This window comes from Cupriavidus sp. FW305-46 (assembly GCF_058787075.1).
In genome coordinates this window covers 88,219-103,027 of sequence record NZ_JBYSZI010000006.1, presented here as the reverse complement: position 1 = coordinate 103,027, position 14,809 = coordinate 88,219, and the positions used below count along the sequence as shown (strand labels likewise).

Below are 14,809 nucleotides of genomic sequence, written 5' to 3'. Positions count from 1 at the left end.
TGTTATGGGCGCGACGACGAGAGGGTCAGACTACTTGTTGCATCGCGCCGGACTCATGGCCTGCCAGCGTCTCTGCGTAAGCCTGGAACTTGCGAAGCTCATCACTCGGAACCAGCGAGCCACCGGTGGCCCAGATCACATGCGTTGCATCGCGCATGTCGAGGCCGTGATCGCGCACATACGCCTGGCCTTCGGCTGAGCCGCCCAACCAGCCTGGGCCACCTATGCCGGCCGCCGCTGAAGGTTCGACTTCCACGCCCATCGACGTCTTGAGCGCGAGCAACTGAACGTAGAGTTGATCGTCGGCGACGGTGAACACGCCGGCGAGCTGGGACGCCATCAACGGGCTGACCAGATGGGATGCCTGTCCGACGGCGAGGCCATCGGCATCGGTCCGGTTATCGAGGCCGATGTCGTAGACGGATACGGGCGTGTCCGCACCTGAGGCCAACTGCACCAGTACGCACGGCGAGGCCACGGGCTCGGCAAAGAAGCAGTGCACATGTTCGCCGAACAGCGCCTTGAGCCCGTAAGTGATACCACCCGGTGCGCCACCGACACCGCAGGGCAGATAGACGAAGAGCGGATGCGCGGCATCCACGACGCGGCCGGCTTCGGCCAGCTGGCGCGCCAGGTGGCGTGCCGCGGCAGCGTATCCGAAGAAGAGTAGGGGGGAGCGCTCGTCATCAACAAAATGGCAGCGCGGCGCTGCCAGCGCCTGCTCCCGGCCAGCTGCCACGGCTTCAGCGTAGTCGCCTTCATGTTCCACGACGCGTACGCCGCGTTTGCGCAGGCGATCCTTCTTCCACGCCTTGGCGTCCGCGGACATATGTACAACCGCATCGAACCCGAGAGCAGCCGCCATCACGCCGATGCTCAAGCCGAGGTTGCCCGTGCTGCCGACCGTCACCGAGTATTGCGAGAACAGCGCGCGCGCTGCCGGCGTCGCCAGCAGGCGGCGATCACCCTCCGGTTCGAGGACACCGTGCTCGATTGCGATGGATTCGGCAATCGCCAGCACTTCATGAAAGCCGCCGCGAGCCTTGATGGAACCGGCAATCGGCAGTTCGTCGTCCCGCTTGATGAACCATGCCCCCTCGGCGCCATCGTTGCCGACGATCGCGTGTTGGAGTGCGGTGGCCGGCATCAACTGCGATTCCACTTGCCCATGGCTTGAACCCAGTTCGGGAAACAGCGTCGCCATGAGCGGTTCACAGCGCGCCAGGCGCGCCTCGGCCGATGCGATCAGTTCCGTCGATGGGGCGGAAGCCGGCAGGGGTTGCCCCAGCCTCGGATTCAGCCAAAGCAGCGGCTGTCTCGATTGAAGTATTGCTAATAGATCACGAGTGAGCGGCAGGGTGGCCATCACGTCCTTCTCCAAGGAATTCCTTATGAACCGTGATCGTAGACGCTGTAATCGTGTAAAAATAGCGATCGTTTCTAACGCATGCATTAGTCAGGCTAATACGAATGCAGCTCGATTCCTCTGTTCTCGGCGCGCTGCGGTGTTTCGAAGCCGCGGGGCGCTTGCTGAGCTTTACCAAGGCCGCCGAATCGCTGAGCCTCACCCAAAGCGCGGTGAGCCAGCAGATTCGCCATCTGGAAGAGCGTCTCGGCTACATGCTCTTCGTGCGCCAGCCGCGCAACTTGAAACTGACGCCAAAGGGTGAGGCTCTGTTCGAGACGACCACGCGCGCACTGCACGAGATTCAGCAGACGATCCATCGACTCGGCCTGCCAAATGCGCCCTTGCAGGTCAATTGCCTGCCGTCGTATGCGCTGCAATGGCTGATGCCGCGCCTGACTGAGTTCCACCGCGAGCAGCCGGACGTATCCGTGCGCCTGAAAGCCGAGTTCCAGGCCCTGGACAGGCAATCGATGGAGGCGGAAGACATTGACGTGGCGGTGCGTTACGACCCCGTCCGCTACAGCCAGTTGCAAGCTGACGTTTTGCTGGACGAGTATCTGATTCCGGTGGCCACACCCGAGTATCTCACCCAGCATCCTGGGCTATCTGACGGGGCTTCGCTCGACGGCGTCGTGTTGCTGCATGACGCATCACCATGGGTCGGCGCAGCCGAGTTTGTGGAGTGGCGGACATGGCTTGAGGACTTTCACCCGACATGGATTGCGCATCTGGAGGGGCCGCAATTCAATCTGTCGAGCCTTGCCATCAGCGCGGCGTTGAACCACCAGGGGGTGGCGATGGGGCGTACGGCCCTGGTCTATGACGAGATCAGGAGCGGACGGCTGGTGAATGTCTTCGGCAAGCACGTACGCGCGCCGGCGCGCTACATGCTGCTTTCTCGTAATCCTGAGGATCGGCGCGTGGCCATTTTCTCGACGTGGCTCAAGGCAGAGTGTGCGCGCTTCAATACCGCGCGAATGGAACTGCTTTCACTGGATGGAGTACCGCGAAGAGCCGGGTTGGGGCGTTGATTCGGTAGCCCCTTGGAAGAGAGCCCTTCCAGGCCAGGCTTGACGAGCTTGCCGAGAAGCGGATAGATTGACGCAACCATGAGCCGCCGCCCAGCCTCCCTCTCTCTTGATCTCACTGCGAACCAGCCGCAGTGGGGCGCGCGCGCCAAATCCAAAAAACAGTCGCTCATCTGACCGGAGCGTGCTGTTCCGTCAGTTGAGCGACGGAACAGCATCAGTGTAGAAGACGGTCTGCCAATCCCCCCTTACTGTCTCGAGCGCCTCTTGCTCTGTCGCTTGCCTGTGCGGTTTCCGAATCGGTCGATCCGGAGCATGCAATGCAAGAAATGGAGTATCTCTATCGTGGTATCTGGCTACCCTTGGTCACCCCTTTTCACAACCATGAGGTGGATCACGTCGCGCTGCGGCGGCTAGTGGCTCATTACCGCAGCAGCGGCTTGGCGGGGTTGGTCGTGTGCGGCAGCACCGGCGAAGCCGCCGCGCTCGATGAGGCGGAACAGTTGGCCGTTCTGGATACCGTGCTGGACGAGGCCGGGGAGCTGCCGGTCATGATGGGCTTGGCTGGCAACAATCTCCGGCATGTGCTGAGCCGTCTGGACAGGATTGGCGAACGTCCACTGGCGGGGGTCTTAGCGCCTGCACCGTATTACATAAGACCGTCGCAAGAAGGATTGAAGGGATACTTTCGCGAGCTGGCCGATAGATCTCGGGCACCACTGGTGCTGTATGACATCCCCTACCGAACCGGTGTAACGCTGAGCACCGAAACGCTGCTCTCGTTGGCGAACCACGGCAATATTCGAGGTATCAAGGACTGCGGCGGTAACGCAGAAACTACACAGGCGTTGATCGCCGATGGCCGCCTGGATGTCCTCGCGGGAGAGGACCACCAACTGCTTGCCACGCTGTGCATGGGCGGTCAGGGCGCAATCATTGCGTCCGCGCATATTCGGCCTGATCTCTTCTCGGCGTTGTGGCGCGCAGTGGCTGAGCAGCGCTTGACCATCGCACGCCAGCTTTTCCATGCCTTAATGCCCCTGATTCGACTCATGTTTGCAGAACCTAACCCAGGTCCGGTCAAGACATTACTGGCCAGGCATGGCTGGCTGTCTGATGAACTGCGTTTGCCAATGACGTCGGCTTCAACCGCGCTCGCCGAGCAATTGGTGATGACGTATGAGTCCTTGGACTCGGTACACGCGAATGCGTTGTAATTGCGCAGGTTAAAGATAGGCGTACGGCCACTGCCGTATGCCTGCCATATTCAAGGCAGCAGGTCGGCAGAGACGTGTCTGAGTTGAGAGCTGCGCGTATGAAAGGCACCACAGCACCAGATGCGGCGGCAAGTTGCCGCAGATACACTATGCGCACCCGTTCAGCCAGCCAGGCGGTATCGCTCGGGTGCATGCAGGAAATCCAACCTTTTCTCCATACGAAACCGATGAAAGCCATCCTTTCTGCTCTGACTCTTGCTCTGCTGGCCCCGGTCGCTGCCCAAGCCGCCAACGAATGCGACAAGTACCGCACCAGCTACGACAAGACCTACTGCTTCGCCAAGCTGTTTCTGGAATCCGACAAGGAACTGAACGGGAGCTACAACGAACTGCGTGGCATGGTTGGAGACAGCGTGAAACAGAAGCTGAAGGACACTCAACTGGATTGGATCAAGTACCGCGACGCGTCATGCGAGTCGGGCGGCGCGATTGACGTGGATTGCAACTACCGCGTGAACCGCGAGCGTGCTGAATACCTGCGCGACCGGGTGCGCGAATGCAAGGCGGGCACCTGCCGCAACGACATGATCGCCAAGAAGGCCTGGAACTGATCCGATGGCGCCGGTGATCTCCGCCAGGCGCCGCGCGGTGCTGGCATGGCTGGCAGCTTGCCTGCCCGCCCTCGCCATCGCTTCGCCGCCAGCCATCGGCACGCGTCCGGCCCGCATCGTCATCGATCCCGGCCACACACTGGCGCAGGGCGGCGCACTGGGCGTGCGTGGTATCCGCGAGGTCCGCTACAACGACGGCCTCGCTTCGCTGCTGGTACAGGCGTTCACACAGGCCGGGTTCGACGTGGCGCTGACCCGCGGGCCGGGCGACAACGTGTCGCTGGAAGAGCGCGCCCGCTTCGCCAACGAGCGGCAGGCCGACCTGTTCCTGTCGATCCACCACGACTCGGCGCAGTTGCAGTACCTCGAAAAGGTCGCAGTCGGCGACCACGATGCATATCGGACCACCCGGCCCATTTCCGGCTATTCGATCTTCGTGTCGCAACGCAATGCGCACTACGCGCAAAGCCTCGCCGTTGCGCAGATGCTGGGGGCGGAAATGCACAAGCTGGGCCGGCCACCGACGCTGCATCATGCGGAGCCAATCGAAGGCGAGTCACGGGAGTTACTGGTGCCAGATCTCGGCATCTACCGCTTCGACGATCTGGTTGTCCTCCGAAAAGCCGAGATGCCCGCCGTGCTGTTGGAAGCGGGTGTCATTGTTGATCCCGCTGACGAGGGTTACGTTAGTGATCCGGGAAATCAGGCCCGCATTGCCCATGCCATCGTCACGGCGGTGCGGGGGTATCTAGCGACGGCTCGGATCGGCTACTCACAACAGTGACAAGGCAGCGGCTGCGGTTTTGGGGGATTTGGGCAACGACTCCGTCTTCGGCCTTCCGAAATGCGGCATCACGCCGCGGCCCTCATGGCTGTAAGGCGCCTGGCGGGGCATCGATTCGATAGCCGTTTTTGCTCGCGAGGTTACGTGGGAAATCCATAATTGTCTGCGTCGTTGGATAAGTGGAGAATCGCCATTGCCCCCCGCCACGCCGCCCACCTAAGCGCCGACCATCGTGACGTCCACCGCTCCTTCGCGCACTACCCGCCTGCACTTCGACCTCACCACCGTCCAGCTCTTCATCGCCGTATCCGACTTCGGCAGCATCACCCGCGGCGCCGAACGCCTCCATCTGGCCCCTGCAGCTGCCTCCCGCCGCATCCTCGAACTGGAAGCCCAACTGGGCGTCTCCCTCTTCGAACGCCTGCCCCACGGCATGGCCCTGACCGAAGCCGGCCGCGCATTGCTGGCCCACGCCCGCGGCATCACCCACACCGTCCAGCGCATGCAGGACGACGCCGCCTCCTTTGTCGGCGGCGACCTGGGCGTAGTGCGGGTAGCCGCGCCCAAATCCGCCGTCATCCAGTTCCTCCCCTTCGACATCCAACGCTGCGCCACCGCCTGCCCCGGCGTGCGCATCGACCTGCAGGAAATGAACAGCGCGGAAGTCCAGCAGTCGCTGCGCCGCGGCACCGTGGACATCGGCATTTACGACGGCAGCCTGGGCGTGATCGACCTGCCGACCGCGCCCTATCGCAATGATGAACTGGTGCTGGTGGTGGCGCGCGGCCATGCGCTGGCGCGGCGCCGCAAGGTCACGCCGGACGACGTGCTGGACTGCGACCTGATCGTGCTCAGCGAGAGTTCGGCGATCTCGATCGTGCTGGAGCGGCTGGCGGAAGAGGCCGGCCGCGTGCTGCGCATGCGCATGCGCGTGGGCGGTTTCGACAGCATGGCCGCGCTGGTGGCGCAGAACCTGGGCGGCGGGGTGATGCCGGAGGCGATCGCGCGCGAGGTGGCGGCCGGCAGCCGCTTTGTGCGGCTGCCCATTGCCGCGCCCTGGGCGCAGCGGCAGTTTGTGCTGTGCCATCGGCCCCATGGGGCACTTTCCTCGGCGGCGCTCAGCGTGCTGGCGGTGCTTGCGCAAAACGCGAAACCAGAATCCCCCAAATAGCGATAGCCCGCGGCGGGTGCATTGCGGATGATGGCTCCATAACTACAGGACGGAGACACGCAATGCAGCGCAGACAATTCATTGTGGCGGCAGCGGCCGGGCTGGCGATACCCAGCCTGGTGCGCGCCGCCGACATCGCCGGCCCGGTGCGCATTGTGGTGGGCTTCGCCCCCGGGGGCGGCACCGATGTGCTGGCACGCGTGATCGGGCAGAAGCTGGGGGTCATGTGGAACACCAGCGTGCTGGTGGAGAACAAGCCCGGCGCTACCGGCGCCATCGCCGCCGCCTATGTGGCCAAGCAGCCGCCTGACGGCACCACCTTGCTGATGGCGCATGTGAACAGCCACGCGATCGCCCCGGCGCTGCTGGACGTCAAGTACGATCCGCGCACCGACTTCACGCCGATTTCGATGGTGGGCGTCACGCCCAATATGCTGACCTGCCGTCCGGAACAGAAGGTGCGCAGCGTTTCGGACATCGTGGCGCTGTGCCGGCAGAAGCCGGGGAAGATCTCCTTTGGTTCGTCCGGTATTGGTTCGGCGCAGCACCTGGCGCTGGAGATGTTCCGGTTGCAGGCCAGGCTCGATGTGGTGCACGTGCCTTACAAGGGCTCGGGCCCGCTGGTCGCGGACCTGATCGGCGGCCAGATCGACTATGCGTTCGACACCATGACCGCCGCCACGCCGTTTATCCAGCAGGGCAAGGTGATCGCGATTGCGCAGACCCGCCTGAAGCGCGCGGCCAGCCACCCCAATGTGCCGACGCTGGCGGAGTCCGGCTTCCCCGGCCTGGACGCGGCGTCGTGGTACGGCCTGGTGGGCCCCAAGAACATGCCGCCGGCGCTGGTGCAGCGCATGAACGCCGACGTCAACCGCGTGCTGGCCATGCCCGATGTTGCCGAGCGGCTCAAGAGCTTTGGCGCCGAGGACTCAGGCGGATCGAACCAGCAGTTCGCCGCCTTCATCGCCTCTGAGTCCACCAAGTGGGCCAAGGTCGTGAAGGACGCCGGCGTAAAGGCCGAGACCTGAGCGCCGCAAGCCAATGGCCGAGAGCCGGCGCACGCGCGCACGCTGCCCCATCCATCTATCCAGGAAGAAGCATCCCATGACAGATTTCCGCGACTCGGGCGCACAGGCGCCTGCCTCCACCTTGCCGCTGGCCGGCGTGCGCGTGCTCGACGTCAGCCAGGTCATGGCCGGGCCCTACGCCTGCATGCTGCTGGCTGATCTGGGCGCCGACGTGATCAAGATCGAACCGCCCGATGGCGGCGACCAGACGCGCGGCGCGATGGGTTTCAAGATGAAGGGCTCGGACAGCATGGGCTTCCTCAACATGAACCGCAACAAGCGCAGCGTCACGCTGGATCTGAAGACCGATTCCGGCCGGCAGGTGCTGTATCGCCTGGCGGAAACGGCCGACATCCTGGTGGAGAACTACCGCCCCGGCGTGATGAAGCGCCTGGGGATCGACTATGAGACCCTCGCCAGGATCAATCCGAAGCTGGTCTACTGCAGCATCTCGGGCTTTGGCCAGAGCGGGCCGTGGGCCGCGCGGCCGGGCTTTGACCTGATGGCGCAGGCGATGTCGGGCGTGATGAGCGTCACCGGCTACCCCGGCGGCGCGCCGGTGAAGGCGGGCGTGCCGGTGGCCGATATCGGCTGCGCGCTGTTCGCCACCTACGGCATGCTGTCTGCCTACATCGGCGCCAGGGAGACGGGCAAGGGGCAGTATGTCGATGCGTCGCTGTTCGATTCCGCGCTGGCGTTCTCGGTGTGGGACACCTGCGAATACTGGGGCACGGGCCGCGAGCCCGAGCCGCTGGGCACGGCCAACCGCATGAGCGCGCCTTACCAGGCGATGAAGTCCGCCGATGGCTACTTCGTCATGGGGGCCACCAACCAGAAGCTGTGGCAACTGCTGTGCAACACGCTCGACCGGCCCGACCTGCTGGCGGACGAGCGCTTTGCCACCGTGGCGCTGCGCCTGGCCAACCGGCAGGCACTGATCGCGATGCTGGAGGAGAGCTTCGTCAAGGAGAGCAGCGACTACTGGATCGAGCGCCTGCTCGGCGTCGGCATCCCGGCCGGGCCGATCCTGACCTACCCGCAGGCCTTCGACAGCGAGCACGGCCGCCACCGCCAGATGCGCATCGAAATCGATCATCCGATCGAGGGCAAGGTGCCCAATATCGGCTTCGCGGTGAAGATGGGCGGCACGCCCCAGCAGGTACGGCGCCCGCCGCCGCTGCTCGGCCAGCACACGGAAGAAATCCTGGCGGAGCTGGGTATCCCGAAGGACGAACAACAGTCGCTGGCTGTAGCCGGCGCATTCGGATCATGAAGCCCGCGCTGCCGCCGGAAGGCGGTTCCGGCAACGACGGACAGGTCACACTCACGATGCAGGGGCAGGTCGCAACGCTGACGTTCGACCGTCCCGCCGCCCGCAATGCGATGACGTGGGCCATGTACGAGCAACTTGCCACGCATTGCCGCGCGCTTGCAGCGCAAGGCAATGGGGGTGCGCGCGTGGTGGTGCTGCGCGGCGCGGGCGGAGAGGCCTTTGTCGCAGGTACTGACATTGCGCAGTTCCAGCAGTTCTCCAGCGGCGAGGACGGGGTGGCCTACGAAGCGCGCATCGACGAAGGCGTCCGCCTTGTCGAGCAACTGCCGATGCCAACGGTAGCGGTTATCGAAGGCTGGGCGGTGGGTGGCGGCCTGGCCATCGCTACGGCGTGCGACTTCCGTGTCGCGACGCCCAAGGCCCGCTTTGGCGTGCCGATTGCGCGCACGCTGGGCAATACGCTGTCGGCGCAGAACCTTGCCAAGCTGCGTGCGGCCTGGGGGCTGCAACCGGTGCGCCGCATGCTGCTGCTGGCGCAGATCCTCGACGCCGAGACCGCGCTCGCGTGCGGGTTTCTTGAGGGTGTGTACGCTGCCGACGCGCTGGAGGCCGAGGTCGTCTCGCTATGCGACCGGCTTGGCGCGCTGGCGCCTGTCACGCAGACGGTGGTCAAGGAGGCGTTGCGGCGCCAGACCGTGCAGTCGGTGGCCGACACGGATGACCTGGTGCGGTTGTGCTACGGCAGCGGTGACTTCCGGGAAGGGGTGGATGCGTTCGTGAACCGGCGCCCGCCGGTATGGAAAGGCAGTTGAACGTCCTGGCCTTGTACGCCAGCCGCCGGTGTTTCACAATTGAAACCATCCGGCTGATTTACCGTGCAACCGACACATCGCGCGAGCGTCACGCGCCCGCTCGTCAGCCTCCCGCCACGGGTGGCCCGCGATATGCATCACATTATTGCTATGGGCGATAAAGACGCTCGAGCCTGCATGCCTGAACCTGTGCCATGCAGTGGGTGTCACCAGCGCGGCTGGCGGTGGAATCGGTGCAAGATGGCATCTGTAAGGTCTGTGCCATCGCCGCGCCGCTTCTACCGTCTGGTTGCCCTCTCAGGAAGGAGCGCGCCATGAAGAACAAGCTTCCCCCGATTGCCACACTGGCCTTCGGCGTCTGCCTGACGATGTCTGTGGCATCGGCTGCCCCGCCGGGCGACATGGTCATGGTCACCGCCGACGAGGTCAAATGGGCGGACCTGCCACTGATACCGGGTGCCAAACTTGCCGTCCTCGAGGGGAAAATGGACAAGAAAGCGCCGTTCACGGCCCGGATCAAGCTGCCCGCGGATGCCAAGGTGCCGGCGCACTGGCACCCAGGCGTGGAGCGGGTGACCGTGCTTTCCGGGACGTTCAACTATGGCATGGGCGACAAGCTCGAACCGGAAAAGACCTCGCCGCTCGGCGCCGGCAGCCTGATTGTCATGCCACCCAAGATGCGCCACTTTGGCTGGACCAAGGAAGAAACCATTATCCAGATCAATGCGTCGGGGCCCTGGGCTTTCAACTTCGTCAACCCGGCTGATGATCCCAGGAAGAAGAAGTAATGCCATGTTGCATGGGCTATGGATGTCTCTGCCATGACATGTGCGCGATTCAACGGCTGGCGGTGAGCCTTGCACACCGCCAGCTACTCGCGCAAGTTTGTCGAAGGCGCGAAATCCGAAGGCCTGGTTGAGGCGGCGCTCGAACGCGCCGCGTTGCGCGGAGTCGTTGCCACTCCGCGTGAATAGTATGCCCTGACACCTGCATCACCCGGCTACGACTTCGTTTCCGCCGTTTCCAGAGTCCTCTCAATGCCCGCTCGGGCACGTCCAAAGACAATGCTCCGATCCACTCGGATTGTGCTTAATTTCTGGTTGTCACTTGACAACCAGTCATTGCGCATCTAGTCTCGGAGACACGAATGACCCGCGCCAGGCACCCAAAGAAGGAGATTGAGGCCGCACTCAGGCATGCAGAGCTGCATGGCTGGCGTGTCGAGCAGGCGAAGGGCAACGGTCATGCGTGGGGCCGTATCTACTGCCCCGACAACGACAAGGAATGCCGCTGCGGCGAGTTCTGTGTATCCAGCGTCTGGAGCACGCCGAAGAATCCGGGCAACCACGCCAACGCCATCCGGCGGATCGTGGACAACTGCTCGCATCAGCGGGAAGTGACAACGCTGCGCGTGCTGCAATTCAGGACATGACCATGGAATACGCCTTCACCCTCAAATTTCACCTGTCGCAGGCGGACGGCGATACCGATGCGCTGGTCGAACGCCTGGCCGAGGCGGGGTGTGATGATGCGCTGGTGGGCACTGGCCTGCCGGGCCGCGTGGCGCTGGCGTTTGTCCGCGAGGCGGAGTCGGCGCGGGCGGCCATGGTGAGTGCTCTTGCCGATGCCCGCCGCGCCATGCCATCGGCCACGCTGATCGAGGCGGCGCCGGACCTGGTCGGGCTGACGGATATTGCCGAGATGGTTGGCGTGTCTCGCCAGAACATGCGCAAGCTGATGCTTGGCTACCCGGATTCCTTCCCGGTGCCGGTGCATGAAGGCAGCAGTTCGCTGTGGCACTTGCTGGACGTGATCGTGTGGCTGGGGCAGCGCGGCTACGACATCAAGCCGGAGCTCCTTGAAATCGCGGCCACGGCGATGCAGGTGAACCTGGCCAAGTGCGCCAGCCAGGTGGCACCGGCGACGGCGCGGGAGTTCCGGTCGCTGGTGGCTTAGCGGTCGGCCGTCGACTCCGCTTCCCGGCCCATCCTTTTCGGGTGGTGGTACGAATCCCGGCCTTTGGCCGAGATGCCCGGACAACCGCCCTAGCCGGGCACCACAACCAGAAGTGGAGACAAGATGGCCGAATCAGACGTGAAAGCAGTGATGGGCGAGTTCTTCGCCGTGATGAGTCCGTCTGGACCCTGCCCACCGGCGAATCCGACCCGCATGGACGGGTTGTGCGCGGCAAGGCTGCCGCCACGGCATACCTGAGGCAGCGCTTCTTTGAAGACAAGGCCAATGCGCCGGTGCTGTCCGGGGTCAAGCTTGAGTACACCGGTGATCTGATCCGCTCGAAGGAGGCCTACTGGAAGCAGGTCTCCTGGCCGGACGCCAAGTAAGCGCGACGGGCTGCAACGGCCCTGCTGCAACCGCGGCCTGTCGCGGTCGCCTCCACACTCACGCGGCGTGTAGCGCCGACGGGAGTTCCAGTAGCAACGGCTGCGCCAGCGTGCACTCCTCGCAGTTGTTGCCATCCCCGCCGCGATCGATCACGGCAAAGCGCGCCGGCGCGCCCACGGCCAGCAGCATGTGGTGCCAGACCCCGCGGCGGTAGTTGACGCCCTGCCGCCCGTTGGTGATGAAGGCGCGCAGCGAAGCGGGATCCAGCACGTCACCAGCTGGCGCCACCACTATCACGAAGGGCTGCTCCGATAGCGGGATAAAGGCCTGGCTGCCGAGCGGATGGCGTTCCAGTATTGCGATCTCCAGCGGATACGCGTAGGGCTTGGCCTCGAACAGGTTGATCAGGGCCCGGCCACCTTCCAGTTCCACGGCAGCCAGGTCATGGTGCCGCGTGACCATGCCGCCGTTGATCGGAAAGGCGCCGGGGTCGCCGGCGGGGCGCGCCTCGATCACGTCACCGAACGGCGCAAAGGCGGCCGCGCTCAGCGGCTGCGCAAGCAGGCGCACCAGGACTGATTCCATGAGCGGGGGCGTCGTATCCATCAAAGTCTCCTGAACTGAAGGTCGGGGCCGGCAAGCGGTGGTCTGTGCTGTGGCACGCATCATGCGGTCCATCCGTAACTGGTCAGACCAGTTTGGCCGGATTTTGCAGCAAGTCACGTTTCCGCACAAGTAGCTGTTGTCGGCAGGAACTCAGCCCCAACCGTGGCTTCCGCCCGAATTGTCATGCAGATTCGGGCTTTCCCCAGTCCAATCGATCCTTGACACCGGCTTGGTGCCTCCCTACCATTCGGCATCAACTGGTCAGACCGGTATGACTATATGGCTTCATGCCGAACGCGATCCAGGCCGTGCCATGCCGATGACTCGAACAAACCAAGGAGACTTCCATGATTCCGACTGAAACCGCCCATGCCGGGCCGGATGCGATTTCCGTGCCGCAGGCGCAGGCACAGGCCAGGGAGGACGCGGTGTACCGCAAGGTTGCCTGGCGGCTCCTGCCGTTCCTGATGCTGTGCTACGTGGTGGCCTACCTGGACCGGGTCAACGTGGGCTTTGCCAAGCTGAGCATGCTGGCCGACCTGCAGTTCAGCGAGGCGGTCTACGGGCTGGGCGCCGGCCTGTTCTTCATCGGCTATTTCTTCTTCGAGGTGCCCAGCAACCTGCTGATGCACCGCATCGGCGCCAAGGCCACGATCTCGCGCATCATGATCCTGTGGAGCCTGATCTCCGCGGCGATGATGTTCGTGCAGACCAGCACGCAGTTCTACGTGCTGCGCTTCCTGCTGGGCGCGGCGGAGGCGGGCTTCTATCCCGGCATGATCCTGTACCTGACCTACTGGTTCCCGTCGCACCGGCGCGCGCGCATGGTGGCGCTGTTCATGGCGGCGATTCCCATCTCTGGCATCTTTGGCGGGCCGCTGTCGGGCTGGGTGATGGAGGCCATGCATGGTGTCAACGGCCTGCGCGGCTGGCAGTGGATGTTCGTGATCGAGGCCGTGCCGTCGTTGCTGGTGGGCGTGGCCGTGCTCTGGTACCTGGACAACAACATCCAGTCCGCACGCTGGCTGACGGCCGATGAAAAGGCGCTGCTGGAGCGCAATATCGCCGCCGAGAATGCGCAGAAGTCCGCCCATATGTCGCTGCGCACGGTGGTGACGGACCCGCGCGTGCTGAAGATGACGATGATCTGCTTCTGCACGGTGATGGGCCAGTACGGGCTGACCTTCTGGCTGCCCTCGCTGATCAAGCAGACCGGCGTGAAGAGCGTGCTGGACGTGGGTCTGCTGACCGCGATCCCGTTTGGCGTGGCGGTGTGTTCGATGATCCTGGTCAGCCGCAGCTCTGACCGCATGCGCGAGCGCCGCTGGCACCTGATCGTACCGTTCTGCTGCGCGGCCACGGGCCTGGTTCTGAGCGCCGTGTTCAGCCACAACACCGCGCTGTCGCTGGCCGCACTGGCGCTGGCCGCCGGTGGCAGCCTGGCCACCTCGCCGCTGTTCTGGAGCCTGCCGACCTCCATCCTGTCGGGCGTGGGCGCGGCGGCGGGCATTGCGCTGATCAACTCGTTCGCCAACCTGGCCGGCTTTATCAGCCCGTACATGATCGGCCTGATCAAGGATGCCACCCAGAGCACGGACGCCGCGATGTTCGTGCTGGCGGCCGTGCTGCTGTGCGGCGCGCTGCTGACCTATTCGGTGCCGGCGAAGCTGGTCAACAAGTAAGGGGCGGGGCAGGCCGGTTTGTCGGCTAGAATTTCCGGCAACTGGCTTCGCGCCCCTTGTGCGTCACCTCTTACTGGTCACCCCCTCACGTATGACAGGATCTTCCACCTCCGTCGCCAACCAGGCTGTCAGCCTTATCCAGCAATGGGTGCGCGACGGCACGTTCCCCGCGGGCACGCTGCTGCCGGCGCAGCGGGAACTGGCGGAGAAGGTCGGCATCAGCCGTGCGTCACTGCGTGAGGCGATCTCTACCTTGCAGGGGATGGGCGTGGTGGTGTCGCGCCCGGGCAAGGGCGTCTACGTGACGGCCGCCGGCGACAGCGCCGCGGCCACGCCGCCCTGGCGTTTTGCTGCCACGCATTCGCTGATCGATATCTACCAGCTGCGCTTTGCGCTGGAAGGGCTGACCGCACGCCTGGCAGCGCTGGCCATCTCTGAAAAAGAGATCGAACAGCTGCGCCAGAACGCGGCCACGATGCAGCGCGCGATCGAGGCGGATGCGTATGACGAAGCCTCGCAGCTCGACTACGAATTCCACACGCTGATCGTCACGGTGTCCGGCAACCAGGTCATCCGCGAGATCCTGCGCGAAAGCGCCGAGGTGATGCGCGAGAGCCAGCGCCTGCCGTACTATCGGCGCGGCGCGCGCAATGCCACCTTCACCGAGCATAGCGCCATCATCGAGGCGCTGGCCGCGCGCCAGCCGGAGCAGGCGCAGCGTGCGATGGAGCGCCACATCATGCTGGCGGCGCGCCGTGCCGGCGTGCATTTCCCCACGGGGGACGAGAAAGAGGATTGAGGCGAGCG

The 14,809-nt window shown here is 64.3% G+C and carries 16 protein-coding genes; 14 read left to right on the top strand and 2 right to left on the bottom strand.

Features of this window, described 5'->3' with window-relative positions:
* Positions 1 to 25: 25 nt before the first annotated feature.
* A complete protein-coding gene (gene dsdA, locus AC3WON_RS04715) occupies positions 26 to 1,366 on the bottom strand; it encodes a D-serine ammonia-lyase (protein ID WP_492351265.1) in 1,341 nt (446 codons plus the stop codon).
* A 98-nt stretch (positions 1,367 to 1,464) separates the two neighbouring features.
* On the opposite strand from dsdA, the gene AC3WON_RS04710 reads away from it, so the two are divergent.
* The 12 genes from AC3WON_RS04710 to AC3WON_RS04655 all read left to right on the top strand — a co-directional run bounded on the left by AC3WON_RS04710 (position 1,465) and on the right by AC3WON_RS04655 (position 11,713).
* The gene (locus AC3WON_RS04710; protein WP_492351264.1) at positions 1,465 to 2,439 is read left to right on the top strand and encodes a LysR substrate-binding domain-containing protein; all 975 of its coding nucleotides are present in this window, start codon (positions 1,465 to 1,467) and stop codon (positions 2,437 to 2,439) included.
* Positions 2,440 to 2,756: 317 nt separating this feature from the next.
* Complete coding sequence (gene dapA / locus AC3WON_RS04705; protein ID WP_492351234.1) at positions 2,757 to 3,653, top strand: 4-hydroxy-tetrahydrodipicolinate synthase; 897 nt, start codon at positions 2,757 to 2,759, stop codon at positions 3,651 to 3,653.
* 98 nt (positions 3,654 to 3,751) lie between these two features.
* Entirely contained in the window at positions 3,752 to 4,264 is a 513-nt protein-coding gene (locus AC3WON_RS04700; protein ID WP_492351233.1) for a lysozyme inhibitor LprI family protein, read from the top strand.
* Between the two features lie 4 nt (positions 4,265 to 4,268).
* Entirely contained in the window at positions 4,269 to 5,048 is a 780-nt protein-coding gene (locus tag AC3WON_RS04695) for an N-acetylmuramoyl-L-alanine amidase family protein (protein ID WP_492351232.1), read from the top strand.
* Between the two features lie 232 nt (positions 5,049 to 5,280).
* Complete coding sequence (locus AC3WON_RS04690) at positions 5,281 to 6,219, top strand: LysR family transcriptional regulator (protein ID WP_492351231.1); 939 nt, start codon at positions 5,281 to 5,283, stop codon at positions 6,217 to 6,219.
* Positions 6,220 to 6,281: 62 nt separating this feature from the next.
* The gene (locus AC3WON_RS04685; protein ID WP_492351230.1) at positions 6,282 to 7,247 is read left to right on the top strand and encodes a Bug family tripartite tricarboxylate transporter substrate binding protein; all 966 of its coding nucleotides are present in this window, start codon (positions 6,282 to 6,284) and stop codon (positions 7,245 to 7,247) included.
* Positions 7,248 to 7,323: 76 nt separating this feature from the next.
* Positions 7,324 to 8,559 carry a CaiB/BaiF CoA transferase family protein gene (locus AC3WON_RS04680; RefSeq protein ID WP_492320331.1) on the top strand — a complete coding sequence of 412 codons (1,236 nt, stop codon included), beginning with the start codon at positions 7,324 to 7,326 and terminating at the stop codon, positions 8,557 to 8,559.
* Positions 8,556 to 9,371: an enoyl-CoA hydratase/isomerase family protein gene (locus tag AC3WON_RS04675; protein WP_492351229.1), complete on the top strand. Its 816-nt coding sequence runs from the start codon at positions 8,556 to 8,558 to the stop codon at positions 9,369 to 9,371. Before AC3WON_RS04680 ends, AC3WON_RS04675 begins: the two co-directional genes overlap by 4 nt.
* A gap of 314 nt (positions 9,372 to 9,685) precedes the next feature.
* Entirely contained in the window at positions 9,686 to 10,159 is a 474-nt protein-coding gene (locus AC3WON_RS04670) for a cupin domain-containing protein (protein ID WP_492351228.1), read from the top strand.
* 359 nt (positions 10,160 to 10,518) lie between these two features.
* Positions 10,519 to 10,803 carry a hypothetical protein gene (locus AC3WON_RS04665; protein ID WP_492320328.1) on the top strand — a complete coding sequence of 95 codons (285 nt, stop codon included), beginning with the start codon at positions 10,519 to 10,521 and terminating at the stop codon, positions 10,801 to 10,803.
* A 2-nt stretch (positions 10,804 to 10,805) separates the two neighbouring features.
* Positions 10,806 to 11,327 carry a helix-turn-helix transcriptional regulator gene (locus tag AC3WON_RS04660; protein ID WP_492320327.1) on the top strand — a complete coding sequence of 174 codons (522 nt, stop codon included), beginning with the start codon at positions 10,806 to 10,808 and terminating at the stop codon, positions 11,325 to 11,327.
* Positions 11,328 to 11,551: 224 nt separating this feature from the next.
* Positions 11,552 to 11,713 (top strand): hypothetical protein, encoded by a 162-nt coding sequence (locus AC3WON_RS04655; protein ID WP_492320326.1) that lies wholly within the window; start codon positions 11,552 to 11,554, stop codon positions 11,711 to 11,713.
* A 58-nt stretch (positions 11,714 to 11,771) separates the two neighbouring features.
* Here the strand turns inward: AC3WON_RS04655 and AC3WON_RS04650 are convergent, their stop codons facing one another.
* Positions 11,772 to 12,320, bottom strand: a complete 549-nt coding sequence (locus AC3WON_RS04650; RefSeq protein ID WP_492320325.1) for an ureidoglycolate lyase — start codon at positions 12,318 to 12,320, stop codon at positions 11,772 to 11,774.
* Between the two features lie 347 nt (positions 12,321 to 12,667).
* Here AC3WON_RS04650 and AC3WON_RS04645 point away from each other — a divergent pair, with 347 nt between their 5' ends.
* Together AC3WON_RS04645 and AC3WON_RS04640 are read left to right on the top strand one after the other, a co-directional pair.
* The gene (locus AC3WON_RS04645; protein WP_492320324.1) at positions 12,668 to 14,002 is read left to right on the top strand and encodes an MFS transporter; all 1,335 of its coding nucleotides are present in this window, start codon (positions 12,668 to 12,670) and stop codon (positions 14,000 to 14,002) included.
* 91 nt (positions 14,003 to 14,093) lie between these two features.
* Entirely contained in the window at positions 14,094 to 14,801 is a 708-nt protein-coding gene (locus tag AC3WON_RS04640; RefSeq protein WP_492320323.1) for a FadR/GntR family transcriptional regulator, read from the top strand.
* Positions 14,802 to 14,809 lie beyond the last annotated feature (8 nt).

Excerpts from the sequence above, each read along its gene's own strand:
- AC3WON_RS04685 (WP_492351230.1), top strand. The coding sequence starts at position 6,282 with ATGCAGCGCAGACAATTCATTGTGGCGGCAGCGGCCGGGCTGGCGATA.
- AC3WON_RS04650 (WP_492320325.1), bottom strand. The coding sequence starts at position 12,320 with ATGGATACGACGCCCCCGCTCATGGAATCAGTCCTGGTGCGCCTGCTT.
- AC3WON_RS04665 (WP_492320328.1), top strand. The coding sequence starts at position 10,519 with ATGACCCGCGCCAGGCACCCAAAGAAGGAGATTGAGGCCGCACTCAGG.
- AC3WON_RS04680 (WP_492320331.1), top strand. The coding sequence starts at position 7,324 with ATGACAGATTTCCGCGACTCGGGCGCACAGGCGCCTGCCTCCACCTTG.
- dsdA (WP_492351265.1), bottom strand. The coding sequence starts at position 1,366 with ATGGCCACCCTGCCGCTCACTCGTGATCTATTAGCAATACTTCAATCG.
- AC3WON_RS04670 (WP_492351228.1), top strand. The coding sequence starts at position 9,686 with ATGAAGAACAAGCTTCCCCCGATTGCCACACTGGCCTTCGGCGTCTGC.
- AC3WON_RS04700 (WP_492351233.1), top strand. The coding sequence starts at position 3,752 with ATGAAAGGCACCACAGCACCAGATGCGGCGGCAAGTTGCCGCAGATAC.
- AC3WON_RS04660 (WP_492320327.1), top strand. The coding sequence starts at position 10,806 with ATGGAATACGCCTTCACCCTCAAATTTCACCTGTCGCAGGCGGACGGC.
- AC3WON_RS04645 (WP_492320324.1), top strand. The coding sequence starts at position 12,668 with ATGATTCCGACTGAAACCGCCCATGCCGGGCCGGATGCGATTTCCGTG.
- AC3WON_RS04640 (WP_492320323.1), top strand. The coding sequence starts at position 14,094 with ATGACAGGATCTTCCACCTCCGTCGCCAACCAGGCTGTCAGCCTTATC.
- AC3WON_RS04675 (WP_492351229.1), top strand. The coding sequence starts at position 8,556 with ATGAAGCCCGCGCTGCCGCCGGAAGGCGGTTCCGGCAACGACGGACAG.
- AC3WON_RS04695 (WP_492351232.1), top strand. The coding sequence starts at position 4,269 with ATGGCGCCGGTGATCTCCGCCAGGCGCCGCGCGGTGCTGGCATGGCTG.
- dapA (WP_492351234.1), top strand. The coding sequence starts at position 2,757 with ATGCAAGAAATGGAGTATCTCTATCGTGGTATCTGGCTACCCTTGGTC.